This window comes from Mesorhizobium sp. M1334 (assembly GCF_040317995.1).
Taxonomy (GTDB): Bacteria; Pseudomonadota; Alphaproteobacteria; order Rhizobiales; family Rhizobiaceae; genus Mesorhizobium.
Genome location: NZ_JAMYLM010000008.1, coordinates 183,209 through 206,306 on the forward strand (window position 1 = coordinate 183,209; position 23,098 = coordinate 206,306).

General features: G+C 62.2%; 23 protein-coding genes. 12 read left to right on the forward strand and 11 right to left on the reverse strand.

Annotation, left to right across the window (positions count from 1 at the left end):
* Positions 1–32: 32 nt before the first annotated feature.
* Complete coding sequence (gene msuE, locus NKH17_RS17115) at positions 33–590, reverse strand: FMN reductase (protein WP_352507154.1); 558 nt, start codon at positions 588–590, stop codon at positions 33–35.
* A 308-nt stretch (positions 591–898) separates the two neighbouring features.
* Here msuE and NKH17_RS17120 point away from each other — a divergent pair, with 308 nt between their 5' ends.
* Entirely contained in the window at positions 899–1,108 is a 210-nt protein-coding gene (locus NKH17_RS17120) for a hypothetical protein (protein WP_352902156.1), read from the forward strand.
* A 32-nt stretch (positions 1,109–1,140) separates the two neighbouring features.
* Here the strand turns inward: NKH17_RS17120 and NKH17_RS17125 are convergent, their stop codons facing one another.
* A complete protein-coding gene (locus tag NKH17_RS17125; protein ID WP_352902154.1) occupies positions 1,141–2,433 on the reverse strand; it encodes an Nramp family divalent metal transporter in 1,293 nt (430 codons plus the stop codon).
* 235 nt (positions 2,434–2,668) lie between these two features.
* On the opposite strand from NKH17_RS17125, the gene NKH17_RS17130 reads away from it, so the two are divergent.
* On the forward strand, positions 2,669–2,974 hold the full coding sequence (locus NKH17_RS17130; RefSeq protein ID WP_352902151.1) for a hypothetical protein: 306 nt from the start codon (positions 2,669–2,671) through the stop codon (positions 2,972–2,974).
* A gap of 113 nt (positions 2,975–3,087) precedes the next feature.
* Here NKH17_RS17130 and NKH17_RS17135 read toward each other — a convergent pair whose 3' ends face one another.
* On the reverse strand, positions 3,088–3,942 hold the full coding sequence (locus tag NKH17_RS17135) for an aldo/keto reductase (RefSeq protein WP_352902148.1): 855 nt from the start codon (positions 3,940–3,942) through the stop codon (positions 3,088–3,090).
* A gap of 229 nt (positions 3,943–4,171) precedes the next feature.
* Between NKH17_RS17135 and NKH17_RS17140 the strand changes: the two genes are divergently transcribed.
* The 4 genes from NKH17_RS17140 to NKH17_RS17155 all read left to right on the forward strand — a co-directional run bounded on the left by NKH17_RS17140 (position 4,172) and on the right by NKH17_RS17155 (position 6,540).
* The gene (locus tag NKH17_RS17140; RefSeq protein ID WP_352902145.1) at positions 4,172–4,807 is read left to right on the forward strand and encodes an ankyrin repeat domain-containing protein; all 636 of its coding nucleotides are present in this window, start codon (positions 4,172–4,174) and stop codon (positions 4,805–4,807) included.
* Positions 4,808–4,951: 144 nt separating this feature from the next.
* A complete protein-coding gene (locus tag NKH17_RS17145; RefSeq protein WP_352902142.1) occupies positions 4,952–5,341 on the forward strand; it encodes an ArsR/SmtB family transcription factor in 390 nt (129 codons plus the stop codon).
* Positions 5,338–5,871, forward strand: a complete 534-nt coding sequence (locus tag NKH17_RS17150) for an SRPBCC family protein (RefSeq protein WP_352902139.1) — start codon at positions 5,338–5,340, stop codon at positions 5,869–5,871. Before NKH17_RS17145 ends, NKH17_RS17150 begins: the two co-directional genes overlap by 4 nt.
* 93 nt (positions 5,872–5,964) lie before the next feature.
* Positions 5,965–6,540, forward strand: a complete 576-nt coding sequence (locus NKH17_RS17155; RefSeq protein WP_352475608.1) for a dihydrofolate reductase family protein — start codon at positions 5,965–5,967, stop codon at positions 6,538–6,540.
* 122 nt (positions 6,541–6,662) lie between these two features.
* Here the strand turns inward: NKH17_RS17155 and NKH17_RS17160 are convergent, their stop codons facing one another.
* The 6 genes from NKH17_RS17160 to NKH17_RS17185 form a co-directional block, all read right to left on the reverse strand.
* Positions 6,663–7,463: a class I SAM-dependent methyltransferase gene (locus NKH17_RS17160; RefSeq protein WP_352475607.1), complete on the reverse strand. Its 801-nt coding sequence runs from the start codon at positions 7,461–7,463 to the stop codon at positions 6,663–6,665.
* A 151-nt stretch (positions 7,464–7,614) separates the two neighbouring features.
* Positions 7,615–8,526: a DUF930 domain-containing protein gene (locus NKH17_RS17165; protein ID WP_352902134.1), complete on the reverse strand. Its 912-nt coding sequence runs from the start codon at positions 8,524–8,526 to the stop codon at positions 7,615–7,617.
* Between the two features lie 183 nt (positions 8,527–8,709).
* On the reverse strand, positions 8,710–9,459 hold the full coding sequence (locus NKH17_RS17170; RefSeq protein WP_254819721.1) for a glucose 1-dehydrogenase: 750 nt from the start codon (positions 9,457–9,459) through the stop codon (positions 8,710–8,712).
* Between the two features lie 48 nt (positions 9,460–9,507).
* A complete protein-coding gene (locus NKH17_RS17175; protein WP_254819720.1) occupies positions 9,508–10,512 on the reverse strand; it encodes a sugar-binding protein in 1,005 nt (334 codons plus the stop codon).
* Between the two features lie 53 nt (positions 10,513–10,565).
* The gene (locus NKH17_RS17180) at positions 10,566–11,627 is read right to left on the reverse strand and encodes an ABC transporter permease (RefSeq protein ID WP_254819719.1); all 1,062 of its coding nucleotides are present in this window, start codon (positions 11,625–11,627) and stop codon (positions 10,566–10,568) included.
* 55 nt (positions 11,628–11,682) lie between these two features.
* Entirely contained in the window at positions 11,683–12,423 is a 741-nt protein-coding gene (locus tag NKH17_RS17185) for an ATP-binding cassette domain-containing protein (RefSeq protein ID WP_254819718.1), read from the reverse strand.
* Positions 12,424–12,875: 452 nt separating this feature from the next.
* Here NKH17_RS17185 and NKH17_RS17190 point away from each other — a divergent pair, with 452 nt between their 5' ends.
* Complete coding sequence (locus tag NKH17_RS17190; RefSeq protein WP_502904665.1) at positions 12,876–14,309, forward strand: coiled-coil domain-containing protein; 1,434 nt, start codon at positions 12,876–12,878, stop codon at positions 14,307–14,309.
* Positions 14,310–14,436: 127 nt separating this feature from the next.
* Entirely contained in the window at positions 14,437–15,999 is a 1,563-nt protein-coding gene (locus NKH17_RS17195) for a serine hydrolase (protein ID WP_352902128.1), read from the forward strand.
* A 29-nt stretch (positions 16,000–16,028) separates the two neighbouring features.
* Here the strand turns inward: NKH17_RS17195 and NKH17_RS17200 are convergent, their stop codons facing one another.
* On the reverse strand, positions 16,029–16,964 hold the full coding sequence (locus tag NKH17_RS17200; RefSeq protein WP_352902125.1) for a hypothetical protein: 936 nt from the start codon (positions 16,962–16,964) through the stop codon (positions 16,029–16,031).
* A 265-nt stretch (positions 16,965–17,229) separates the two neighbouring features.
* Here NKH17_RS17200 and NKH17_RS17205 point away from each other — a divergent pair, with 265 nt between their 5' ends.
* Entirely contained in the window at positions 17,230–17,670 is a 441-nt protein-coding gene (locus tag NKH17_RS17205; protein WP_352475599.1) for a lipid-binding SYLF domain-containing protein, read from the forward strand.
* Between the two features lie 18 nt (positions 17,671–17,688).
* On the opposite strand, the gene NKH17_RS17210 is transcribed toward NKH17_RS17205, so the two are convergent.
* Positions 17,689–18,321 carry a TetR/AcrR family transcriptional regulator gene (locus NKH17_RS17210; RefSeq protein WP_352649610.1) on the reverse strand — a complete coding sequence of 211 codons (633 nt, stop codon included), beginning with the start codon at positions 18,319–18,321 and terminating at the stop codon, positions 17,689–17,691.
* A 701-nt stretch (positions 18,322–19,022) separates the two neighbouring features.
* Between NKH17_RS17210 and NKH17_RS17215 the strand changes: the two genes are divergently transcribed.
* Genes NKH17_RS17215 through NKH17_RS17225 form a run of 3 tightly spaced genes read left to right on the forward strand, consistent with a single transcriptional unit; the run spans position 19,023 to position 22,806 of the window.
* The gene (locus tag NKH17_RS17215; RefSeq protein WP_352649609.1) at positions 19,023–19,508 is read left to right on the forward strand and encodes a (2Fe-2S)-binding protein; all 486 of its coding nucleotides are present in this window, start codon (positions 19,023–19,025) and stop codon (positions 19,506–19,508) included.
* Positions 19,505–20,488 carry an FAD binding domain-containing protein gene (locus NKH17_RS17220; RefSeq protein WP_352902121.1) on the forward strand — a complete coding sequence of 328 codons (984 nt, stop codon included), beginning with the start codon at positions 19,505–19,507 and terminating at the stop codon, positions 20,486–20,488. The genes NKH17_RS17215 and NKH17_RS17220 overlap by 4 nt, the downstream gene beginning before the upstream one ends.
* Positions 20,485–22,806 carry a xanthine dehydrogenase family protein molybdopterin-binding subunit gene (locus NKH17_RS17225; protein ID WP_352902118.1) on the forward strand — a complete coding sequence of 774 codons (2,322 nt, stop codon included), beginning with the start codon at positions 20,485–20,487 and terminating at the stop codon, positions 22,804–22,806. The genes NKH17_RS17220 and NKH17_RS17225 overlap by 4 nt, the downstream gene beginning before the upstream one ends.
* Positions 22,807–23,098: the final 292 nt, after the last annotated feature.

A 23,098-nucleotide genomic window follows, 5' to 3' on the forward strand; every position in this document is an offset into this window, starting at 1 on the left:
ATCGGGGAGTGGATCTCGGGTCAGTGGTGCGTTCAGGCGGCAAGGCCGACGCCGTAGGGCACCCCGGTCACCCGGCATGCCTCGGCGACCGCTTGCCGGGTGCGGGCGTGGATGGCTTCCGACACCAGCACGCCATTGGCAAAATCCTTCTCGGAGGCGTAGATCGCGGTCGGCACGGTCAGCGCCTCGAAGAAGCCGAACAATGGCCGCAGCTGGTGCTCGACGATCAGCGAATGGCGTTCGCCGCCGCCGGTCGCGGCAAGGATGACCGGCTTGCCCCTCAGCGATGACGGGTCGAGCAGGTCGAAGAAGTGCTTGAAAAGGCCGGTATAGCTGCCTTTGAAGGTCGGCGAGCCGGCCACCAGGATGTCGGCGCCCAGCAGCCGTTCGACGATGTTGCGCGCCGCCGGGTCGAGGTCGCCGAGGCGCCTTGCCTGCGGCAGGGACGCGCCGAGATCCTCGATGTCGAAGACGGCTGCGGCCGCGCCGATGCTTTCGGCAGCCTGCCCGACAATGTGGCTGATGAACGCCTTGGTCTTCGATGGCCGGGTCAAATTGCCCGACAGCCCCACCACGAGCTTTTTCGACATTCCTGGCTCCCTGTCCAAATGATCTATGTTAAGTCTAGAGAGTTTGTAGAATTAAAAGAGCGAGAAAATTTCAAAGGTAGCGCATTGAGCGAACGGAGTTTGCGGAACACCGGCCGTAGTTGGTTCATTCAATGCGGCGTACTGCGCCGGCGCAAGCGCATCGACCAGCGGCGCAAAGGCCTGCCAGCACCTTGTCCCTCGGGCTGCGGTGAATCAGGCCAATTTGATTCAAATCCGGCTGTGGATATTTGCTTTTGGGTAAATCGAGGCGGTCATCTTGCCGGCCGGCGGGCAACAGGGAGAAGCCGATGACAAGCGACTTTGCCGCCGCACACCTCCATCTTGAACGAGTCAGCCATTATTTGAGCGGCGAGGACGAGACGAGCCGCACGGCTCGTGCGGCTGTGGATCTTCTGATCGATTCAATTGTCGCGGTGCAATACAAACGGCCGATGGGCGACGTAGTGGAATTTCCAGGACCGGCAAAGCTGGGACAATCCGCAAGCGGGACGGGTTAACTCAACCGGCGGCGTCCCTTTGTCCTGCCTGATCACATGAACCAGGTTGCCACCAGGCCGATCGTCGCCGAGAAGATGGCGGCGGTCGTTGCCCAACCGAGTATGTTGGTGCTGCGGCTGTTCACCTGGTCGCCCATGATCCTGCGGCTGTTCGTCATCAGCATGATGAGCAGCAGCAAGGGCGGCGTCGAGAAGCCCTGAACTATGCCGGACCAGACCAGCGCCTTCATCGGATTGAAGCCGAGGAAGTTGAGGCCGGCGGCGATCGCCGTAAAAAATCCGATGGCGAGATAAAATTTGGGCGCCTCTCGAGCCCGGGCGTGCAGGCTGTTTTTCCAGCCGATAGCTTGCGCCACGTCATAGGCAGCGCCGGTAGTCATGACAGGAACCGCTAGGAAACCGACGCCGATCACGCCTGCGGCGAACAGGACGCTTGCGGCCTGGCCGGCTAGCGGGCGCAGCGCCTCCGCCGCTTGCGCTGCCGTGTCGATATCGTGGTGGCCCGCCTTGTAGAGCGTAGCACCCGTCGACAGGATGATGAAATACATGATGAGATTTGAAAACATCATGCCGATGAGGATGTCCCGGCGAGAGCGACGGAGTTCGCTGTCGGTAGCGCCCTTCCTTTGCCTGAGCGTCGTTCGCCCCTGGGCAATCTCCTCCTCGACCTCCTCATTGGACTGCCACGTGTAGAGATAGGCGGACAGCGTCGTGCCGATGATGGCGACCAGGATCGACAGGAACTCACGGTTGAATTCGATCCGCGGAAGCAGCGTTCCGCGCAATACGGCCGCGGCGTCCGGCTTGGCCAGAAGGGCGGCACCCACATAGGCGAGCAGCGCCAACGCCAGCCACCGAAAGATGTTGCGGATCAAAGTATAGGAGCCGAAGACCTGGAGGGCGAAGATGATGGCCGCGACGAACAGCACGATCAGCGGGATGGGAAGTGGCACGAACATGTTGATCGCGGCCGCCATTCCACCAAGATCCGCCGCTGCCTCGATGGTGTTGCCGACGAGCACACCCAACAGCACCGACCAGAGCAGCCACCGCGGATAGAAGTCCTTGATGACGTGGAACAATCCGCGCCCGGATACCTGGCCAAGCTTCGACGACAGGTAGACGACCACATACATCATCGGCAACGTCACCGGAGCCGTCCAAAGCAGGTCGGGTCCGAAGCGGGCGCCGGCGCTCGCATAGGTGCCTATCGCAGAACAATCGTCGTCGGCTGCCCCGGTTATCAGGCCGAGGCCGAGCGCTCGTCCTATGCCGCCTTTGCCCTCCTTGGGTGGGTGGGAATGGTCAGAACCGGCCTGCCTCATTGCGACCGGACCGGGTTGCGAACGAAAAACGCGGCCTGCCATGCAACAATGGTAAGGATCGGTCGGGGCGCTGGTCTCATTTTGCTTCCTTCAACAACTTGCCCAAACCCGGCGTGCCATGACTTGTTCCGCGACGACGGAGCAGGGTTTTGCCTCAGGCAAAAAAGTTCGGGTTGACCGCTTCCGAGCGCGAAGCGACTATCCGTTCGAGGCGAAGATCGCAGGAGGAAATGCAATGGATGAGCCCGGTCAGTGGCGCCACATGTCGAGCGCGCCAAGGGACGGCAGCAGAATCCTTGTCACGGTTCGGCCGTCCGAACAGGGTCCGGCCGAGGTCGACATGGCGTACTGGGCCCGCGCCGATCAGTTCGGCAGCGAAGGCTGGCGCGCCTCCGACTCGTCTCCAGGACGCATCGTCGAATACGCCGAACCCGAACTGAAGTGCTGGATGCCGCTGCCGTCGGCCAATCTGAGCAAGGGATCGATGCCGAGCCCCTGGGAGGGCGAAGATGTGCCGCTGGCGGATGGCTCCGGGATATGAGCTAGCGGGAAGGGTAGTTTTGATCGCTGGCGGGACAGCACCCCTCTGGCCTGCCGGCCATCTCCCCCTCAAGGGGCCCTCTAGGGGGAGATCGGCAGCTTCACTGTCGGCCCTCAGAACAGGAATGCAGCGGTAGCGGGGTTCGGGCCGGTGCGGCCGTCGGGCGAATCCATGCCCCGAATTAGCTCGAGGTCCTTCGCTTCCAGCTCGAAATCGAAGACATCGAAATTGGCGGCGATGCGGTCCTGGTGGATCGACTTTGGAATGACGATCAAGCCTTCCTGAAGATGCCACCGGACGATCGTCTGCGCCACCGACTTGCCGTGTTTCCTGGCGATGCTTTCAAGCGTCGGATCGCTCAACAGCCGGCCGCTGCCCAGCGGGCTCCAGCTCTCGATGCGGATGTTGTGCCTGTCGTGGAATTCACGTTTGTCACGCTGCTGGAAGCGGGGGTGGAGCTCGATCTGGTTGACGGTCGGCGTGACGCCGGTCTCGCCGATGATCCGTTCGAGATGGTCCTGGTTGAAGTTCGAAACGCCGATCGACTTGATGCGGCCTGATTGCCTGAGTTCGATCAGCGTCTTCCAGGCCTCGACATATCTGTCCTGGCTGGGTACCGGCCAATGGATCAGGAACAGGTCGATCTGTTCGATGCCGAGCTTGCTTATCGTCCCGTCGAAGGCGCGCAAGGCGGCGTCGCGCTGATGCGCGCCGTTGCGCAGTTTCGAGGTGATGAACAACTCGCTTCTCGGCACGCCGGCCGAGCGGATCGCCTGCCCGACACCTTCCTCGTTCTGATAGCCTTCGGCGGTGTCGATCAGTCTGTAGCCGGCCTCGATTCCCCAGCGCACAACGTTGGCGGTGATGGCTGGATCGACCTGCCACACGCCGAGGCCGATTTGCGGAATGGCGGAGCCGTCGTTCAATCTGATCTGTTCAGGTCTATTCAGGGTAATCTGTTCAGGCATGTTCACGTCCTTCTGCATCGTTCCGCCCGGCGCACGCTCTATCTAGTCTGGATGGCCGCCAAAGCCAGTCGATATCATGAGAATGTGAGGAGACGGACGTGAAGCGCTGATCTTCCGCTTCGGGCCGACAGCTCTCTGTGACCCACGGAGTCCAGGGAACTCCATTCAGGACGATCCCGCTGTCGCGGATTCTGTGGTATTCTGTGGACTATCCGAGGAGGCGACTGCGTTGACCAACAGCTTGGAAGGCGAAGGAGCAAGAGACTGGTCGCCCCTGCTGGTCGCGGCAGAACAAGGCGATGCGGATGCGGTTCGATCGGAATTGGCGGCTGGCGCCGACATCAATCAGTCGGACGACGGCGGCTGGTCTGCACTTCACCTTTCAGCCCTCAATGACCGCACAGCGGTGGTCGAGGTGCTGATCGAAGACCCGGAAATCGATGTGAATGCCAGAAACAAGTGGAAGAGCACGCCCTTGAGCCTTGCGTCGGCCAAGGGACATTACTCGTGTATCTCAGGCCTCGTGAGACACCCCCAAATAGAGATCAACGCGCGAGCTGACTACTACGGCAGAACGGCTCTTATAGAGGCGGCGAAGAACGGGCATCTCGAAGTCGTCAAGTTGCTCGCGGAGAATGGCGCGGAAGTAAATCTGACCGACAAGACGGGGAGAAACAACGCGCTCATCGAGGCTATCAAAGGGCGGCACTACGAGATCGCGGAATACCTGCTGGATTCTGGGAAAGTGCGCTTTATCAACAAAGAGATGAGGCTAAACGCCCTGATCTGGGCTGGCAGCTGCCACAACCCTCAGCTTATCGAAAAGCTGGAAGCCGCGATCCACAGTTTCTTCGACGGCAAATAAGGGCCTCGCCCTGACTGTCGCGGGGCCGTCCGTATCTCCCGTCGCGTCGATGCGCTCGATGGCGCAAACGGCCCCGCGGCGCTTCACATAAATTATTCAACCAAACGGTTGACTATCTCAAAGCATGCATCTATATTCAACTACATGGTTGAATTACAAACACTTCAGATGGATGCGGTTTTTCACGCCCTTGGCGACGCCACGCGCCGGCACATGCTTCGCGATCTCGCCGATGGCGAGAAAACGGTAAGCCAGCTGGCGGAGCCCTTCGCGATGTCGCTCGCGGCCGCCTCCAAGCATATCAAGACGCTGGAGAACGCAGGGCTTATTCGTCGAGAGGTGAGGGGCCGCACGCATCTGTGCCGACTAGCCCCCGGACCGCTGGCCAGCGCCCATCAGTGGCTCAGCTTCTACGAGCGCTTCTGGACCGGTCGTCTCGATGTTCTCGAACGCCTTCTTCGCGAAGAGGACGCACGCAAAGCCCAGGATGAGCCCAGGAAATCGCCTAATCCGAAAGAAGGAGACGAGCAATGAACCAGATGAGAAGCATCGACGCCTATGGCGCGCTAAGCGAGCCCGCCACGTTCACTATCCAACGCCTTTTGCCCGGACCCATCGAGCGCGTCTGGGCCTATCTCACCGAGAGTGACCTGCGCCGGCAGTGGATGGCAGCGGGGCAGATGGAAATGAAGGCGGGCAGTTCGTTCGAATTGGTCTGGCGTAACGACGAGCTGACGGACCCGCCTGGCCAGCGCCCCGCGGGCTTTCCCGAAGAGCATCGGATGGAGGGCCGGATCACCGACCTCGATCCGCCGCGCAAGCTTTCCATCACCTGGGGAAATACCGGCGGCGTCTCCTTCTTGCTGGAGGCGAAGGGTAGCGATGTGCTGCTCACCGTTGTCCATCGCCGCCTGCCGGAACGTGCAATCCAGCTCAACATCACGGCCGGCTGGCACATGCATCTCGACCTGCTGGCCGCCCGCCTGGCTGGCAAGACGCCGACCTCGTTCTGGGACGGCTGGAGCCGCCTGCGGGAAGAATACGACCGCCGCCTGCCGGCCTGATGTAACTCGCGGCGTCCATCCCTGAGGTCGCCGCCAGCAACACGAAGCAACGATGAAACGTGCTTGCATCCCGCAAGCCTGATGGAGGAAATCATGCGCAAATTGATCGCTGGAATGAAAATTTCCGTCGACGGCAAGATGGAGGGGCCCGAGGGGTATGCCGATTGGGTCGACGCGTGGTCTGACGAATATGGCCTGACGCCGCAAATCGACGCCTGCCTGCTTGGCAGCGTCATGTATGCAGGCTACGAGCGCTACTGGAGCGCCATCCAGAACGAGCCCGACAAGCCGCTGCCGATGACCGGCAAATTGCCGAAGCCGGCCGAGCTCGAATGGGCCCGCTTCGCCGCGCAGACCCCGCATTATGTGCTGTCGAACACAATGACTTCGGCCGCCTGGCCAAAGACGCGCTTCGTGCGGAATTTCGAGGATATCGCTGCGCTGAAACAGCAGCCCGGCAAAGACATCTACCTTATGGGCGGCGCCCAAATTACCGCGAGCCTTATCGATGCCGGGCTGGTCGATGAGCTCAGGCTGATCGTCTATCCGCTGCTCGCCGGTGAAGGAAAGGCGCTGTTTGGGACGGCGAAAAATCGTCGTGGGCTCGAACTGCGCAAACTGGAGCAGCTTTCGGACGGCCGCGTCGGGCTGGTCTATGGGATGGGCTAATGCAACCACCCTTGGCGGATTTAGCAGCGCCGAAGCGCAGGCCGTCCCGTCAACAACGGGACAAGCCGGCGCGAGGAGAGCGATGCTTCCTATGCGAAGAATGCGTCCCGGCTGCCGGCCGGTCAGGCAACGATGCCGCGGCAGGCCCACGCGACGTTCGCAAAGGATCTCGGGCCGTCGGGCCGGCCGGCCTCGTAGGCGTCGCGCATGGCGGCGTCGACGCGCGCCCGCTCTTCTGGATCGAGCGTGGCCACATACTTGCCGAGCGGCCCTTCGCCGGCGGCTATCGGCGCCCAGTAATCGTCGAAGTTTTGATAGTCCATGCGGATCATCAGCTCGGTCTCCGTAACGTCGCGGAGACCCCGCTCGACAAAGGTCCGTTTCATTTCACCCGGCTGCATCATCGGCTGCGTGCAATAGCGGGCGCGCAGCTGGCGTCCGCCTTCGCTGAGCACCGCCACCGTGTCGATCATCATGCGCATCCCCGGCATGCCGCCGAGATGGTCCCATACCGTCGCCGCGACCACGCCGCCCGGCCGCACGACGCGGCGCATCTCGGCGACTGCCTTGCCGGCTTCGGGCACGAAATGGAGCACGAGCAGGGCCAGGGCACGGTCGAAGGCGCCGTCCTCAAAGGGCAGGGCGCAGGCATCCGCCTGACGGATTTTTATCCGCGGATCGGAGTTGCGCCGGATTGCCTCCTCGACAAAAACGGCTGAAAAGTCGATCGCGGCGACCTCACGGAGGTCAGCGGCCTTGACGAGCGCGAAGGTCAGGCTGCCGGTGCCGCAACCGACGTCGAGGATCTTTTCGCCGTCTTTAAGGCCCGCAAAGTCGATGAACAGCGGCGCGAGCCTTTGGCTCCAGCGGCCCATGAGCTGCTCATAGCCGGCAGCATGGTGAACATTGAAACTTGAAGTCATCGAAGCCTCCTCCCAAAGCCGTATGCTAGACTTCGGCCGCCACTGACGAAAGCCATTTTTGGCGCGTGTTGGTTCGGTCACCCGGGCCGCGCGAAGACATCGCCAGCCGGATTGATGGCGCCGGACAGCCAGCCTCCGTGGCCTTGACCACCTAATTGGCGGGCAACCCGCGGCGCTTCCATTCACTGCGCGGCACCGGATTTCCAACACGGAAGGCGAACGACACGACTTTCGTTGCGTCCGGATCGACCTCACAACGAAAGCTCAGATCGTACCACTGCCCGTTTGCGGGGAACGGCGCATTGGCGACGTTCATGACCGTGCCGGCCTTCAGCCGATACTCAAGCAAGCTGTCTGGGAAATAGGGGGGCGACGCGTGCACCAATTGCTGTGCGAGTTCCGTGTTGCAGAGCTGACCGATCCGCACGGGGCGCGGCACATTTTTCATGGCGGTTGTCGCTACCGGATCACCGGTTGCCGTTTGCGAGAACAATGTTTTCGCTTTTTCAAGCTTCAACGGCTTTTGCACTTTGGCGACATCCGCTGGCTTGGGCTTCGGCGGCTGTGATGCGCCAGGCGGCGGAGCCTGGTCGTTCCCGTCGACCGCAGTCACGGCAGGTGGCTGTGCAAGATCCTGGTTATTGGGATCTTGCGGCGCTGGCGGTTGTTGCGAACCATCCTCCGCACTGTTGCCGTCCAGAGACTTGCGCGGACCGGCGTCCTTCTCACCGAATTGGAAGACAGGTCTCTGCGCGGCGACCTCACGGCTCGCCGGGGTCTCGACCTTTGCTTCCGGCGGCTTTTCCGGCTTGGGCGGTTCAGCGGGGGACGGAGGTTTGGTTTTTTCCGGCGGTTTGGGCGGCGGCACGATATCCACCGCAATGGCCGGCTCCTTCCCTGGCTGCGAGAGCGTTGCCGGCAGTCCGAACAACAAAAACGCGACGATGAGCAGATGCAGGGCAATCGAAGTGGGCAAGGCCCACCCGAATACCCGGCGCTGATCCCGTATGTCGTTTCTCATCGTGGCCGGTGTGTGGAATGAAATATTGGCGGCATCAAGCATCGATGCCGCCAGACGTCGAAATAACCCGTTGCGAATCGAAAGTCGGCGCCTGCAATACGGCGCGTCATCCAATCTTGTGGCGTCTGCGTCCGCGCAGGGGACCGGGCTAGCAGCGTATGCAGCAAGTCGTCATTTCAGGCGGCTAGCAGGCACGCCCTGTCGGCAAGGTGTCGCCGGTTGAAATCACAGGGAAACCGATAGTCCGCCGTCAACGGCCAGCACGTGCCCGTTGACGTAAGCGGCAGCGTCGGAGGCGAGAAACACCACGGCTCCGCCGAGTTCCTCAGGCTGGGCCCAGCGGCCCGCGGGGGTTCGTGCCTCGACCCATTTGGTGAAGGCCTCGTCGTGCATAAGTGCGGTGTTGAGCTCGGTGGCGAAATAGCCTGGGGCGATCGCGTTGACGGTGATGCCGTGGCGGCCCAGCTCAGCGGCAGTTGAGCGTGTCAGCCCATGTAGCCCCGCCTTTGCCGCCACATAGGCGTGAATGGTGGGACGGCCAAGGATCGCTGCGACCGATCCGGTGTTTATTATGCGCCCGAACTTGTTTGGCAGCATCAGGCGCACCGCGTCGCGCATCATGCGGAAGCAAGCCGACAGATTGACGGCAACCACGTGGTTGAAATCCTCGTCCTGCCATTCGACCAGCGGTTTACGATGCTGGATACCGGCGTTGTTGACCAGAATGTCGAGGCGGCCGTGGCGTTCGACGATTCCTTCGAGCGACGCCCTTGAGATCGCCGCGTCGGTGACATCGAACGGCAGGGCTTCTGCACCGATCCTGTCCGCCGCGGCGGAAAGGGCGGCCACGTCGCGGGCATTGACGACCACCGTCGCGCCGTTTTCCGCAAGTGCCTTGGCCATGGCAAAACCAAGACCACGCGAGGCACCCGTGACCAATGCGACACGGCCCTTGAGCGAGAACAATTCCGGCATTGAGATCCCCTATGAAAAAGGGCGGGAGTTTCCTCCCGCCCAAAAGCACTATTTGGCGACGCAGGTGTCGGCTGTCTCCGGAGTGCAGACATCGAGGCCCGTGTAGGTCGGGTCGGCCGGCGGAGCCTTGCCGTCCTTCATGTCCTTCAGCGCCATCATCGTCTTGTAGCCCATCTCGAACGGCCGCTGGCCGACCTGGCCAAGCGAGAAACCTTCCTTCATCTGGTCGATCTGTACCGGAAGCGTGTCGGCGACGACAAGGGCCAGGGCCTTCGAGGCGATCTTGTCCTTGTACGGTGCGACGGCGGCGCGGTTGGCATCAGGGATGAACTGCGGGAAGCCACCGGTTGGGACAAACGCGTCGAGGTTCGGGTTTTTCGCCATGATATCCTCGAACTGTTGCACCGAAAGCGGGAAATCATCGTTGGTGTAGAGCGGACAGCCTTCAATTTCGGTCCAGCCGTTCTGGCCGGTCAGCCGATCTCCGGGCGAGGCCGCCGATTTGGTGCCCGAAAGCGTATCGCGAATGCCCTGCATGCGCTCGTTGTGGTTGGCCGCTGCGGCGCCGCCGGACTGGATACAGATCGTGCCGCCTTTGGGCTTGATCTGCATGACAAGCTTGGCGAGGTTCACGCCGATCTCGTAATTGTGGGTGCCGATGTAGGCAACGCGCAGATCCTTGTTTTCGGGCAGGAGATCGGAGTCCCAGGTGAGTACCGGGATACCGGCCTCCTTGGCGGCCTGCAGCGCAACCGCCATCGCCGCGGCGTTCGAAGGCGACACGGCGATGCCGTCCACCTTCTTGGCCACGAGGTCCTGCACGATCTGCACCTGCTCGTCGCCGCCGCCATGTTCGCCGGGACCGATATACATGCACTCCACAGCGCCATTGGATTCGGCCTCGGCCTTCTTGCAGCCGTCGCGTGCCTGGTCGAAGAAAGGATTGTTCATGTTCTTCGGCACCAGGGCGAAGGTGTATTTCGCCTGGGCGCCGGAAACGGCGAGCACCATTGCGCCAAGCGCGACGGCGGCCGTCAGCAGATGTTTTTTCATGTGACGTTCTCCTCCTTGGTGTGATGTCCCGCAAGCCTCCCGCCGGCGGGTTTCTAGCGGCGTTTTTTGGGCATCAAGACTGCCAGCGACGCGGCGAGAATCGATTTGCCGCCGGTTTGCATGCCCAAGAGAACCGCAAGAACGATGAAGGCGCCGACGAAGGCACCCTGCCAGTTTGAATCGATGCCGGCCATCAGCAGCGCGTTCCTGATCACCTCGAGGAAGGCGGAACCGATGATCGCACCGAAGGCCGTCCCGGCGCCGCCCATGAGGCTGGCGCCGCCAATGACTGTCGCGGCGATAACGCGCAGCTCATAGCCTTGGCCCATGGCATTGATAGCCGAGCCGTTATAGCCGAGGAGCAGGAGCGAGGCGAGCGCGGCGGTGAAAGCCGAGAAGACATAGGCCTGGAATTTGATCCAGTTGACCGGAACGCCGGTGAGCCGTGCCGCCTCCTCATTGCCGCCGATGGCGAAGAGATGCCGGGCCCAGGCAGTGAAGTTAAACACGAAGCCGACAATCAGGGCCAGGATCACCATGGTCCAGAATTGTGACGACAGTTCTGGTATCCAATGCGGTGCCCAGTCGTCCAGACCATGCCGCGGCCATTTCCACTGACCGATTGCCTTTACGATCGGGGCATCGGGCCCGAACTGGTAGAGCATCTGGTTGGCCGAGAATACGACCGCCAGCGAGCGCGCGACGGACAGCATGCCGAGGGTGACCACAAAGGACGGCATCCCGACATAGGCGACAAAGAATCCATTGACCGCGCCACAGGCCAGACCGGAGAAAAGGCCCATGGCGAAGGCGACGTACCAGGGATAGTGCCAGGTGAGGAACAGGCCGGCGACGATGACCACGAGACCCATAACGGAGCCGACCGACAGATCTATACCGCCGGTGATGATGACGATCGTCATGCCAAGTGCCATGATGCCGAAAGGTGCGAAATTGCGCGTCACGTTGGCGACGTTTTCAGAGGTGCCGAAGCTCGGCTCCATCGCAGTCATCAACATGACGAGCGCGATGAGCGCGATCGTCACCCAGAAGGGCTGACTTGAAATCACACGTTGGAGAACTGTTTTTTCCTTGGTCGGAACGAAATCCGACATGACCGGCCGGCCATGTTCTTCGACTGAGCCCTGAACGCCAACTGACTCCTGAACACTATTCGCCACGGATGGCCCCCGTTATCAGTCCAGTGATTTCCTCGGGCGATGTTTTGTCGGCTGGCTTGTCGGCAACTTTCGAGCCCCGCCTGAGGACGATAATACGATCTGCCACGGCGAACACATCAGGCATTCGGTGACTGATCAGCATGACGCCGACTCCTTGTGCTTTGAGGCGTCGGATCAGTTCGAGTACTTCCGCCACCTGGCGCACTGAGATGGCGGCCGTTGGTTCGTCCATCAGCACCAGCTTGGCATTTGAAAGCCGGGTCCGCGCGATGGCGACCGCCTGGCGCTGCCCACCCGACATCTTTCTGACGAGGTCGCGCGGCCGGGTTTCCGATTTGAGTTCCTTGAACAGCGCAGCCGAGCGATCGATCATCGCCTGCTTGTCAAGAATCCTGATCGGCCAGAAGCCTTTCTTGATCTCGCGCCCCAGAAAGACGTTCTGCGCGGCCGTCAAGTTATCGGCGAGCGCCAGGTCCTGATAAACAACTTCGATCCCTTTGGCGCGGGCCTGCACAGGCTGGTGGAAGTGGCACACCTCGCCCTCGACTACAATCTCGCCGTCGCTCGGAGGAAAATTCCCGGCCACCGTCTTGACTATCGTCGACTTGCCGGCGCCGTTATCCCCCATGAGACCAACGACTTCGCCTCGCTCCACCTGGAAGCTGACGTCGGTCAGGGCCTGGATAGCCCCGAAATTCTTGGAGACGTGGCGAACCTCAAGCACCGGCATCGCGGTCCTCCGGGACAACATTTTGTCGGTCTTGTCCCCGGTCTATTCACAACAGCTAATCAGCGAAACGTATTCAACACAATCATTTATTAGGTCAGGCCTCTCGGCAGTGACACGCGTCGTCTTAGGCCGTGACCTTGTAGCTGCTGCAGAACACCGAGGCGCTCGGCCGGTCCTTAAGACAATCACCAGGCGATTCTCAGGCTTGCGCCGCTTCATATCCGTCTCGGGTGAAATGAGTGGCATTTTGCGAGCGGTGCCAACGCCTCGGGTATGGAGCGCCGCAGAACACGGCTTTGCGTCATTCAAACACACGAGGACAGTGGCCAAGCCTGTCCCTAGCCTGCGTCGGCCAGAGCGCACGTCAGGAGATGAACCCCGTATTCGGGGAGGCGAGGTCAAGTGTTGAAAGTCCGCTCCTTAACGGCGCTGCACGAGAGGGATATTCGGTCATGAATTTCAAAGGTTTGATCAAGCGTGCCGAGACTGTGGAGAGAGCCTTCAAGGAGCTCGAAACCGATTTGGCGGATGCGTTTAGCGAATGTCTCAACGTGGACGATCAGCCGCCGTTGAACGACGTCACTGTGCCGGATGAGACGGTATCGGATGAGAATCTCGCGGCAACGGATGACAGCTCGCAGATCGAGGCCAATGCGGACGCCTTCGAGACCGCACGACGGCTGTCCCCCCATACGCAAACCCGGCTGGCTGCCTTAAGCGCGGTCGATGGGCTCTTTCACGACGCGCAGGAGTATCTGGGGGAGATCAATGCGAAACTGTCGGAGATCGCGACCTCGCATCATCTGACGGGCGAATTTCTAAAACTGCTCCACGGCGACATTCTTCGCGCCAACGAATTGGAGCTGGCAAATACCGGCCTGACCGCGCAGCAAAGGGTGCTGTCCGAACAGCTCCACGATGCAACCAGAAAGCAGCGCGAGCGCGACAGCGCTATCGAGGCCCTGCAGCAGCACGAGGCGAGCCTGGTCGAGGACAAGGAAGCACTTCGCGGCGCGCTGGCTGCGGCAAGGCTGGAACTTGTCGTGGCAGGCAATGCGAGCGCAAAACGCGAGGCCGAGTTCGGCGAGCTTGTCAAAACACTCTCAGCCAGAGCCGTCGAGGCCAACAGACGCTCGCGCGAGAACGAAATGCTGCGGGAGAAACATGTCAGCCTGTCGATCGACCTCGACAAGGCGCTGAAACGGGAGGCCGAGGCCCGGCACAGGCTGGACGAACTCTCGACTGTCCATGCCAATGATGCCGCGCAGCTTTCGGAACTGCTGGCCGCGCTTGGCAAGAGCGAGAAAGAGGAGATGCGGCTGCAGAAATCGCTCGATATGGCGCAGGCGAAGCTATCGGAAATAACGGAAGCAGCCCGCCTCAGGGACGGTGACAGGGAAGCCGAGCTTGCACGCAGTGTCGCGGAGATGACCGGCCTGCGTTCTGAAATCGAGGACCTTCGATCGCGGCTGGAGGCCGCCTCCAACCAGAACAGCGAAGCCGCCAGCGAGATCGCCATGCTCAAGGCCCAGGCGAGCGACGCGGTGGCCGAAAAGCAAATTGTCGAGCAAAAATTGTCTGCTCTCATGAAAGAGAGCGAAAACGACAAGATGAACCTTTCCGCAATCAGCGCGAATCTTTCGCAGCTTTCTCTGCAACAGGCATCCGAACAGATACAGTTCGACGTCCAGAGGCAGGAATGCGAGGATCTGCGAGCCGAAGTCGCGTCGCTTCAAGCCCGGGTCAAGGAACTGTTGCCCTATGAGCGGCTCCACAAGGTCACCAACGCCAGACCGCGTGAAGACGGCGTGGTCGAGATCACCGCCGCGGTGGCGGAGAAGGCCCGCGCCGGCAGGCGGCGCCTCCGCCTGCGCGCTGCATCCTAGCTCAGGCGCGGCTGTCTGAATTTCGACTGGTGTGATGCGGACGTCCGTCAATGGATGGCGAGCGTGAGGCTGGCCTTCCCTGCGTCGGCCTGCAATAGTGCAAGCCGGTGAAGCGGAGGGGCTGAGCATGCGGCTGTTCACAAACCGGAATCACCTCCGGTGGAGGATGTTGGCCTTCATCGCAATCATGACGCTTTTGCCGGAGGCGGCGTCGGCCGATACCATCCCACCCGACAGGATCGCCGCAGCCCTGTCGAAGCTCGAATTGCTTGCCGAAGGCGTCGTCGCGGATGGTAGCGTGCCCGGTCTGGCCATCGGCGTCGTGCACGGCGACGAGGTGATCTTCCTCAAGGGGTTCGGGCATCGCGAAGCCGGAAAACCCGAGATCGTCGATTCTGACACGGTCTTCCAGATTGCCTCGCTCTCCAAGCCGGTCTCCGCCACCGTCGTGGCGGCGCTGGTCAGCGACGGGATCGCTTCGTGGGATTCCAAGATCGCCGACCTCGATCCGGCTTTCCGGCTCGCTCAGCCCTATCCGACCAGCGAACTCACGGTCCGCGACCTGTTTGCACACCGCAGCGGGCTTCCCGGCACCGCCGGCGACGACCTCGAGGACATCGGCTATGACCGCGCGGAGATCCTGCGCCGCCTGCGGTTCGTGTCGCCGGCATCGAGCTTTCGCGCGGGCTATTCCTACAGCAATTTCGGACTGACCGAGGGTGCCGTCGCGGCCGCGAAGCCGACAGGCAAATCATGGGAAGAGGTCGCCGAAGAGAAGCTCTACCGTCCGCTTGGAATGGCCTCGACCAGTTCCCGCCATTCGGACTTCATCAAGCACGCCAACCGCGCCGAGCTCCACGCCAAAATCGATGGCGCGTGGACCGCGAAGGTCCAGCGCTATCCGGATGCGCAGGCGCCAGCAGGCGGCGTCAGTTCCACCGCACGCGACCTCTCGCAATGGATGCGCCTTGTGCTCGGCAACGGGGCCTACGCCGGCAAGAGACTCATTGCCGCCGATGCGCTGGACCAGACACATATTCCCTTGATGGTTCGCGGCAAGAACCCCGTCTCCGGAGGCGAGGCCTTTTACGGCCTCGGCTGGAATGTCGAATTCGGCCGGCACGGACCGATCTGGGGTCATGCGGGCGCCTTCAGCGCCGGCGCCCGCAGTCTGGTGATGCTCTTTCCCGAGGAGAAGCTTGGCATTGTCGTCATCGCCAACGCCTTTCCGACAGGCGTGCCGGAGGGACTGTCCGACAGCTTCGCCGATCTCGTCTTCGACGGAACGCTGGGGAAGGACAAGGTAAAGGCTTGGAATGATATTTATGCAGGCATGTTCGGCCCGGTGATTGCGGCGGCCAAGGCTACCTATGCCGCGCCGCCCTCTCCAGCAAGTCCGGCGGCGCCGGCCAGCGCCTATGCGGGCCGTTACTTCAACGACTTCATCGGCGATGCTATTGTGTCAGGCGAAGGGGACGCTCTTGTCCTCAAGGTCGGGCCTGCCGGTGCGCGGTCCTATCCACTGAAGCATTTCAACCGCGACCTCTTCGTGACCTTCCCCGATGCCGAGATGCCAGACAGGCCTTCGGCCGTCAGCTTTGCCCTCGGCCCCGACGGCAAGGCGTCGGCCATGACCGTCGAATTTCTCGACGACAATCGTCTCGGCACGCTGCAACGCGTGGGGGATTAGCCGCCGCCGGGCGGGCGATACTTGCCGGTTCAGGATGCCGGGCCGAACTGGAGCAATTTGAAGCAATCGCCGCTTCCCGACTTCAACTGCGTCAGGAAGCCTTTCGACCGATCGATCCATTCCTGGTGCGACTTGGCATCGGCTTCGATCTCATTGGCCGGTGCAAGCTTGACGAAGCTTTTGCCATTGCTGAAAAGCCAGCACGCACGGCCGAGAAACCGCCTGCTGCGCTGGCGCAGGAGGTCGGCATCATAAAACACGTCGAGCACCTCCTGCTTGATCTTCCGCTCCTTTTCGGGATTGGCGATCGCAACCTCGATATGCTCGCCGCCGATCGCATCCTGCAGGTCCTTGTAATCAAGGGCGATCTGGGTGGTGGCATATTTGACGTCGCTCTCGTCCCGGACGATGTTGAACCACAGCGTTGGGTTGAGCTCGTTGACGACGAACGATGCTTCGAAATCGCGCGACAGATTCAGGATATCGAACCCTTGAACATCGACGTCGCGCTCGACCAGAAGGATCTGGGAAACCTGCTTGGCGAGCGCCGTTCCGTGGGCGCTGACAGCGGCGTTGTCACCGCCGTGTTCCGGACTGACATAGGCACCGCCATCATCCAGCAGCGCGTCGAATTCGCCGAGGGCCTCCACGACAGCGCTGCCGCGGGCAACGCGCGCCGCCAGTTTGGCGAGAACCTGCTGGAGCTCCGCTTCGCGTTTTCGCTGGTCCTGATAATTCTGCTGGAAAAAGAAGATGAACAGGGACACGCCAATCCCGATCATGATCACGCCCAGCTGTGAAAAGATATTGCGATAATATTCCAGCAGCTTTTCACGATGGCGTACGTCGTCACGCACACTGTGCGCTACGCGAAGATTGACGATCAGCGAAAGGACCAAGAGCCCGGCACCTACCAGGATCAGGCCGCCGATCAGGAGGTAGCCATGCCGTGAGTTGAAGTCCATTCCTTGCCGCGCTCCCGAAACCCCAGACAGCGCAGACTAATACCATTCCGCCTCAACACCTACGATCATCCCCACCATTCGAGCACTGTTCTTACAGCCAGGACTGCGCTCGCCATCCGCCTCGTTTCGTAGCGGTCTTCTCGCAGCCGGATTCAGGCCGCGTGCTTGGAACCAATGACGGGCGAGACTGTTCAGCTATGACTTTGATACGGCGCCGACGTGCCCGGCCGGCTGGGCATGCGGCGATCTTTGAGGAGTTCTCATCATGAAGATTTCGTCCAGATTTCGTTCAGTCGCGGTTGCCGTCATAACTGCGGCGGCAGTTAGCTTTACCAGTGTCGCACATGCCGACAGCGGTACGATCCGCTTCGCCATCTACAAGGCGGCCTTCTTCATCGGCGGCGCCGGAGGCGAGGGCACACTGACCTTCCATGGTCGCCGGTATCCCATCTCGGTCGGCGGCATCTCGGGCGGCCTCGCCTTCGGTGCCTCCAAGACCTATTTCAAAGGTACCGTGCGCCACATACGGCGCGCCCGGGATGTGACGGGGGTTTACGGCGCAGCGGGCGGTGGCGGCGCGCTCGGCAAAGGAGCCCAGGTGATCGTCATGACCAATGACAAGGGTGCCCAACTCGAACTCACAGGCAGGCAGGTAGGCCTGCAAGTCAATGCCGATCTCAGCGGTATGAGCATCTCGCTGAAATAAGGACAGTCACTGCATTCGCTATTCCTTGGATGGGCCGGATTTGGCCGCTCCAAACCGAAGCCCATCCATCAGCAGCGACACCAATCGGCGCGAGCGGTCGCGCCAGTCCTTGGTGTCCGGGGCCGAATAGATGCCGCCCAGCGCATGCAGCACATCGGAGGCATCGACGTCGCTGCGGATCGAGCCGTCGGCGACCGCGGCATCGATCAGCCGCCGCAAGGCGAGCGTCACCCTGCCCGAAACGTCGGAGAACAGGGTGGAGTTGGTCGTGAGCAGGATGCGCAGGCTTGTCGACAGCCCGCGCTTGGTGGCGATGTAGTCGACGAAGCGCTGCATCCATTGTTCAAGAGCTACGTCGGGCGCATGATCGTGGGCGAGTTCGTCCGCCGCCTGGCACAGCCCTTCCACTTCGCGCCGATAAACCACCTCGACCAGATGCTCGCGGGTTGGGAAATGCCGGTAGAGCGTGCCGATGCCGACGCCGGCCTGGCGCGCAATCTCCTCCAGCGAGGCGTCGACGCCATGCGCTGCAAAGGCCTTTGCCGCGACCTCGACCAGCGCGTCGCGGTTGCGCTGCGCGTCGGCGCGCAGCGGTTTTGCAACGGCGGTTTCGGTTTTGTCTCCAGGTATGACGGGCGGCTCCGCGGCCAATTTCTTCTCCAGTGCTGATCCGAAGCATAACCGGATAGGCAGGCCCCGTTTCAAGAACGCAGACTCTTCCACCTTCGTTACGTCTCCGACAAATATATTCGCAAGTAACCATAATCACAGGATCGAGTTTGGGCCGGCGTTCCGGCAGGCGAGGCATCTTGCCCGCCTCCGGTGCACGGCGGGTGACGACGGAGGATATTTCCTCGCGGCCGGCACTCCTCATCTGTTCGGCCGATGCCGTGGGGCAAAAATGAGCCCACGTTGAGCGCGATCCCCTCAGGATCATTGGACTGTCCTGCCCCTACAGACAGTCCAGAGAGCACCACCGGCTTGGGCCGGTGGTGCTTTTTTGTCTCCTGGCATGGCGGCTGGCTGCCCGCCCCCAATTTTTCCAATTTCGATCAATTTCGATCCGGGGCTTGAACAGGGCGGAGCACGCCCCTAGTTAATAAACGGAGGCGCCTCCGATTTGTGGAGCGCCTTTATCATGTAATCACGGGATCGGGTATGTCACGTCTTTCGACCTCGCAAGCCGCGGCCCTCCCGGAGGTCGCATCAAGTCAAGCGGACCCCCGCTGCCCTGCCGGGCATCTCCCCGCAAGGGGAGATTAGCCTTCACCTAGCCATAAGCTGACCTTGCCGCTCGCCGGCCGGGCGCCAGATCATCCCCTCCGCGTCAAGCAACTGGAGCCAGACGCCCCATGACAAGCAAAACCCGAACTCCAATCCAACTTCAAATCAATGGACATCGACATGAGCTCGAGGTCGAACCGCGCGTTACCCTGCTCGACGCCTTGCGCGATAATCTCGGCCTGACCGGCACCAAGAAGGGCTGCGACCAGGGCCAGTGTGGCGCCTGCACGGTGCATATCGACGGCCAGCGCGTGCTGGCCTGCCTGACGCTTGCCACTCAGGCTGAAGGCAGGAACATCACCACCATCGAAGGGCTTGCCGGGGAGGATGGCGCGCTGCATGCCGTGCAGGCCGCCTTCCTCGAACAGGATGCCTTCCAGTGCGGCTATTGCACGCCGGGCCAGATCATGTCGGCCGCCGCCTGCATTCGCGAAGGCCATGCCGGCTCCGATGAGGAGATCCGCGAATACATGGCCGGCAATCTCTGCCGCTGCGGCGCATATCCGCATATCGTCGCCGCCGTGCGCCAGGCAGCCGTGGAGACCGCATCATGAGGGATTTTTCCTATCTGCGCGCCAATTCGGTCGATGCTGCGCGCCAAGCCTCGGCACAGCCGGGCGCCATGCTGCTTGCTGGCGGCACGACGCTTGTCGATCTCGCCAAATGCGGCGTTGCCGAACCCGAGACGGTGGTCGACATCACTCATCTCACCGGACTGGACACGATCGTGATCGATGACCGGGGCGCCACGGTCGGGGCGCTGGCCAGGATGAGCACCGTGGCCGACCATGCCGGTATCAAGAGCGGGTTCCCTGCCGTCTCAGAGGCGCTGTGGCAGGCGGCATCGGCGCAGCTGCGCAACATGGCGACGATCGGCGGCAATCTGATGCAGCGTACGCGCTGCCCCTATTTCCGCGACCCGGCGAATTTTCCCGCCTGCAACAAGCGCTCGCCCGGCAGCGGCTGCTCGGCTATCGGCGGCGTCACCCGCGGCCATGCCGTGCTCGGCACCAGCGAGGCCTGCATCGCCACCTATCCCGGCGACCTGGCGGTTGCACTCGTCGCTTTCGACGCAATCGTCCATCTCGGTGACCGCCAAATCGCCGTCGATAACTTTTTTCTGCTGCCGGGCAGCACGCCCGACAACGAACATGCGATCGAGCCCGGCGAGATGATCACCGCTATCGGCATTCCCGCTTCGGCCGCCGCCCGCCGCTCGACCTATCTCAAGGTCCGCGACCGCCAGTCCTATGAATTCGCCGCGGCAAGTGCCGCGGTCGGTATCGAGTTCGAGGCCGACGGAAGGACGATCCGCGATCTTCGCGTCGCGCTTGGCGGCGTCGCCACCAAGCCATGGCGCGCCCGCGCCGTCGAAGAGGCGCTGAAACGCAAAGTGCTCGAGCCGGAGGTCGTCAGGCAAGCCAGCCTGCTCGCCGTCGAGGGCGCCGTCGACCATGGCGCCAACCACTACAAGATCCAACTGGCGCCGCGCGTCGTCGCCCGCGCCATCCTAAAAATGGGAGAAACGGCATGACCGTTCACGAGTTGAGAGCAAGACCCGGCGATGCCAAACACGGCGACGCTTCGGACGGTGCCGTCCTCGCCGATCAGGTCGGCGGCCGGCTGTCTCGGGTCGACGGCCCGGCCAAGATCTCCGGTGCCGCCAAATACGCCGTCGAGCAGCAGCTCGAGGGGCTCACCCATGCGGTGCTGGTCGAGAGCACCATTGCCGCCGGCCGGGTGCGTTCGATCGACACGGCCGCGGCCGAAGCGTCGCCCGGCGTGCTGCTGGTGCTGACGCCTGACAATATCCTGCCGCTGAGAACCGCAACAGACTGGCTGGGTACGCCGCCGCCGGATGTCGCCTATTGCCCGCTGGCGCGCGACATCACCTTCAGCGGCCAGCATGTCGGGGCGGTCATCGCTGAGAGCTTCGAACAGGCGGTCGCGGCCGCGGCGCTGGTCAAGATCGCCTATGACGAGGCGCCGGCGATCGTCGACCTCAGCGATCCGAAGGCCGGCGACGGCATCCCGGTCGACGCCATGACCAAGGAATGGGGCGAGGCGGAGACAGCGTTCGCCTCGGCTCCGGTCAGGATCTGCAACGCTTACAACACGCCGCGCGAATACCAGGCGCCGATGGAGCCGCATGGCCTGATCGCAAAGTGGCAGGGCGACCAGCTGACGGTCTGGGAGCCAAGTCAATGGGTCGACGGCATGGCGCGGACCTATGCCGAATGGTTTGGCGTGCCGTTCGAGAATGTGCGCCTTGTCTCGCCCTATATTGGCGGCGGCTTCGGCTCCAAAGCGTTTGCCTATGGCTACGGCGCTGTAGCGGCAGTCGCCGCGAAAATGCTGGGACGGCCGGTGAAGCTAGCGGTCACCAGGCCGCAGACCTTCACCGCCTATGGCGGACGGGCGGCGACGCGCCAGACCGTGGCGCTCGGCGCCAACGTGGAGGGCCAGATCCAGTCGATCGTGCACCGCGGCGTCAACGAGACCTCGGTCGACGGCATGTGGGTCGAGCCGCTCGGCTCGGTCACCTCGGTCATGTACGCGACGCCGAATTTCTCGTCGCGGCAGAACGTCGTGCGGGTCAACACGGTGGTGCCGGGGGCATTGCGCGCGCCGGGCGAGAACCCGAGCGCTTTCGGTATCGAAAGCGCCATCGACGAGCTCGCCTATGAGGTCGGTATCGATCCGCTGGAAATCCGGCTTAGGAACTATGCCGAGCAGGACCCGCATGCGAAGAAGCCGTGGTCGACACGGCAGCTGCGTGAGGCGTTCGCCGCCGGCGCCGAAGCCTTTGGCTGGTCTAAGCGGAACCCCCGGCCGCGTTCGATGCGCGACGGCAACCAGCTGATCGGCTGGGGTGTCGCGGCAGGCACCTACCCGGTGCGGCGCGCCTATGGCGAAGCGGTCGTGCGCATTCTCGCCGACGGTTCGGTCGAGGTCGAAAGCTCATCGATCGACATGGGGCAGGGCACCTACACGATCCTGGCGCAGACCGCCGCCGAGGTGGTGGGCGTGCCGGCGGAAAACGTCGTCGTCAAGCTTGGCGATTCCCGCTATGCCCGTGCCGGCGTCACCGGCGGTTCGCGGCTGGCCGGGGTGATGACCGGCGCCGTCCACAAGGCGGCGAGTGCCGCGCTCGACCAACTGATCGGGCTCGCCATCAGCGATCCGGCTTCGCCGTTCCATGCACTGCAGGCCAACACGCTCGTCGTCGCCAATGGCCGCATCGCTTCACCGCGCGGCAACGGCCCTGAAGTTTCCATCGCCGAACTGCTCAGGAGCGTCGGGCGCGAGCATATCGAGGCGAAGGGCGACACCATGCCGGCCAATTCGACGGTCGAGGACCGCTACAAGAACTACACCACCATAGCCATGGCGCTGCCACACACCGAGGGCGACTACTCCAGGTATAGCTGGTGCGCGCATTTCATCGAGGTGCGCGTCGACGAGGATTTCGGCACGGTCAGGGTGTCGCGCGTGGTGTCGGCGCTGGATTCGGGCCGGCTCTACAATCCCAAGCTCGCCGAAAGCCAGTGGAAGGGCGGCATCATCATGGGCATCGGCCAGGCGCTGCTCGAGGAAGGCATCGTCGACCGCCGGCATGGGCGCATCGTCAACAACAATCTCGCCGACTATCTCATCGCCACGAATGCCGACATTCCCGATATCGAGGTGATCTCGGTCGGCATTCCCGATCCGCATTCCTCGGTGCTTGGCGGCAAGGGGGTCGGCGAACTGGGCATTGTCGGCGTGGCGCCGGCGATCGCCAACGCGGTGTTCCACGCCACCGGGAAAAGGGTGCGGGACCTGCCGATCACGCTGGAGAAGCTGATTTAGGGGCAGACGGCGAAGGTGCCAATCTCCCCCCTTGAGGGGGAGATGGCCGGCAGGGCAGAGGGGGCGCTGTCCCGCCGACCTCTTCCATCGCTGTTCACATAACTGCCCAAATTTCTCAGCTCATCATAGGTCGACCGGAATGCCGGCGATCCTTCGCGCCCCCCTCTGTCCTGCCGGACATCTCCCCCACGAGGGCAGGGCTATCGCATATGAGTGATGGCATTGATGAGATAGTCGTCGTTCCAGGCGCATTTCTTGATGCGATGGCTGATGGGGACTTTGGCAGCATCGG

Bases quoted from the DNA above. Each gene is read 5' to 3' on its own strand.
- msuE (WP_352507154.1), bottom strand. From the start codon at position 590: ATGTCGAAAAAGCTCGTGGTGGGGCTGTCGGGCAATTTGACCCGGCCA.
- NKH17_RS17120 (WP_352902156.1), top strand. From the start codon at position 899: ATGACAAGCGACTTTGCCGCCGCACACCTCCATCTTGAACGAGTCAGC.
- NKH17_RS17125 (WP_352902154.1), bottom strand. From the start codon at position 2,433: ATGAGGCAGGCCGGTTCTGACCATTCCCACCCACCCAAGGAGGGCAAA.
- NKH17_RS17130 (WP_352902151.1), top strand. From the start codon at position 2,669: ATGGATGAGCCCGGTCAGTGGCGCCACATGTCGAGCGCGCCAAGGGAC.
- NKH17_RS17135 (WP_352902148.1), bottom strand. From the start codon at position 3,942: ATGCCTGAACAGATTACCCTGAATAGACCTGAACAGATCAGATTGAAC.
- NKH17_RS17145 (WP_352902142.1), top strand. From the start codon at position 4,952: ATGGTTGAATTACAAACACTTCAGATGGATGCGGTTTTTCACGCCCTT.
- NKH17_RS17150 (WP_352902139.1), top strand. From the start codon at position 5,338: ATGAACCAGATGAGAAGCATCGACGCCTATGGCGCGCTAAGCGAGCCC.
- NKH17_RS17155 (WP_352475608.1), top strand. From the start codon at position 5,965: ATGCGCAAATTGATCGCTGGAATGAAAATTTCCGTCGACGGCAAGATG.
- NKH17_RS17160 (WP_352475607.1), bottom strand. From the start codon at position 7,463: ATGACTTCAAGTTTCAATGTTCACCATGCTGCCGGCTATGAGCAGCTC.
- NKH17_RS17165 (WP_352902134.1), bottom strand. From the start codon at position 8,526: ATGCTTGATGCCGCCAATATTTCATTCCACACACCGGCCACGATGAGA.
- NKH17_RS17170 (WP_254819721.1), bottom strand. From the start codon at position 9,459: ATGCCGGAATTGTTCTCGCTCAAGGGCCGTGTCGCATTGGTCACGGGT.
- NKH17_RS17175 (WP_254819720.1), bottom strand. From the start codon at position 10,512: ATGAAAAAACATCTGCTGACGGCCGCCGTCGCGCTTGGCGCAATGGTG.
- NKH17_RS17180 (WP_254819719.1), bottom strand. From the start codon at position 11,627: ATGTCGGATTTCGTTCCGACCAAGGAAAAAACAGTTCTCCAACGTGTG.
- NKH17_RS17185 (WP_254819718.1), bottom strand. From the start codon at position 12,423: ATGCCGGTGCTTGAGGTTCGCCACGTCTCCAAGAATTTCGGGGCTATC.
- NKH17_RS17190 (WP_502904665.1), top strand. From the start codon at position 12,876: ATGAATTTCAAAGGTTTGATCAAGCGTGCCGAGACTGTGGAGAGAGCC.
- NKH17_RS17195 (WP_352902128.1), top strand. From the start codon at position 14,437: ATGCGGCTGTTCACAAACCGGAATCACCTCCGGTGGAGGATGTTGGCC.
- NKH17_RS17200 (WP_352902125.1), bottom strand. From the start codon at position 16,964: ATGGACTTCAACTCACGGCATGGCTACCTCCTGATCGGCGGCCTGATC.
- NKH17_RS17205 (WP_352475599.1), top strand. From the start codon at position 17,230: ATGAAGATTTCGTCCAGATTTCGTTCAGTCGCGGTTGCCGTCATAACT.
- NKH17_RS17215 (WP_352649609.1), top strand. From the start codon at position 19,023: ATGACAAGCAAAACCCGAACTCCAATCCAACTTCAAATCAATGGACAT.
- NKH17_RS17220 (WP_352902121.1), top strand. From the start codon at position 19,505: ATGAGGGATTTTTCCTATCTGCGCGCCAATTCGGTCGATGCTGCGCGC.
- NKH17_RS17225 (WP_352902118.1), top strand. From the start codon at position 20,485: ATGACCGTTCACGAGTTGAGAGCAAGACCCGGCGATGCCAAACACGGC.